Source organism: Streptomyces sp. WAC05292, from assembly GCF_003949955.1.
Lineage (GTDB): Bacteria > Actinomycetota > Actinomycetes > Streptomycetales > Streptomycetaceae > Streptomyces > Streptomyces globosus.
Window position 1 is genome coordinate 1 of sequence record NZ_RPSE01000738.1, and the last position, 1,241, is coordinate 1,241.

General features: G+C 78.3%; 2 protein-coding genes. Both read right to left on the minus strand.

Going from position 1 to position 1,241, the window contains the following annotated elements; all coding sequences use genetic code 11:
• Window positions 1-561: anhydro-N-acetylmuramic acid kinase (locus tag EF903_RS32730; protein ID WP_185902954.1), on the minus strand; the 561-nt coding region annotated here is incomplete at its 3' end.
• Window positions 558-1,241, minus strand: a 684-nt coding sequence (locus tag EF903_RS32735) for an MFS transporter (RefSeq protein WP_125548552.1), incomplete at its 5' end; no start/stop codon positions are given. The genes EF903_RS32735 and EF903_RS32730, both read right to left, overlap by 4 nt.

Below are 1,241 nucleotides of genomic sequence, written 5' to 3' on the forward strand. Positions count from 1 at the left end.
CGCCACCGCCCCGCCGCCCGGCCGCAGCACGGTCACGTTCGCGATGCCCCCGATGTTCAGCGCCGCCGGCACCCCCGGCCGCCCCCGCAGCAGCATCAGGTCCACCAGGCTGACCAGCGGCGCGCCCTGGCCGCCCGCCGCGACGTCCCGCGGCCTGAACCCCGACACCACCGGGCAGCCCGTGCGCTCCGCGATCCACGCCGGCTCGCCCAGCTGGAGCGTCCCGTGCACCCGCCCGTCCTGCGCCCAGTGGAACACCGTCTGCCCGTGCGAGGCGACCAGCTCGGCCCGGCCCCCGCACAGCTCCCGGTCCGCGCGGGCCGCCGCGGCCGCGAAGACCTGCCCGATCCGGGTGTCCAGCCGGCAGACGTCCGCGAGCGTGGTGGCCGCGGGCGGCAGGGCCGCCGCCAGCGCACGCCGCACCTCCTCCGGGTACGGGGCGCTGACCATGCCCAGCGGCGCCAGCCGCAGCGTGCCGCCGTCCGCGGACAGCGAGAGGTCGGCGGCCGCCGCGTCCACCGCGTCGTACGAGGTCCCCGACATCAGCCCGACCACCCTCACCGCAGGGCCTCCCGGTGCGCGCCGCCCCGCAGCGTCAACAGGGCGGGCACGCTCAGGGCGCAGGCGCCCGCCGCGTAGTACGCGGGCACGGCCGTGCTCCCCGTCCCCGCGGCGACGGCCGTGATGACGAGGCCGGCGCAGCCGGAGAAGACCGCATTGGCCAGGGCGTACGCCACCCCCAGGCCGGTGCAGCGGACCCGGCGCGGGAACATCTCGGCGAGCATGGCCGGCCCCGGCCCGGCCAGCAGCCCCACCAGCGCGCCCGCAAGGAGCACGGCCCCGGCCTTCGCCGCCGGGGGAGCGCCGGGCGACTGGACGAGCCGCAGCAGCGGCAGGGCGAGCACCACCACCGAAACGGCCCCGCACAGCATCACCGGACGCCGCCCGACCCGGTCGCTGAGCACGCCCGCGGGCAGGATCGCCGCGGCGAAGCCGAGGTTGGCGAGCGCGGTGGCGAGGAGGGCGTCGCGGGCCGAGGCGCCCAGCACCGCCTGCAGGTGGGAGGGGAGCACCACGAGGAACGCGTACCCGGCGGCCGACCAGCCCATGATCCGCCCGATTCCCAGGACGACCGCGCGGACCATCTCACCCCGGCGCACCGCCGCCCCGGACGGCCCGAGCTCGGCGCGGAGCATGCCCATCAGGGTCGGATTGCGCACCCCGCCGCCCGACACGAACAC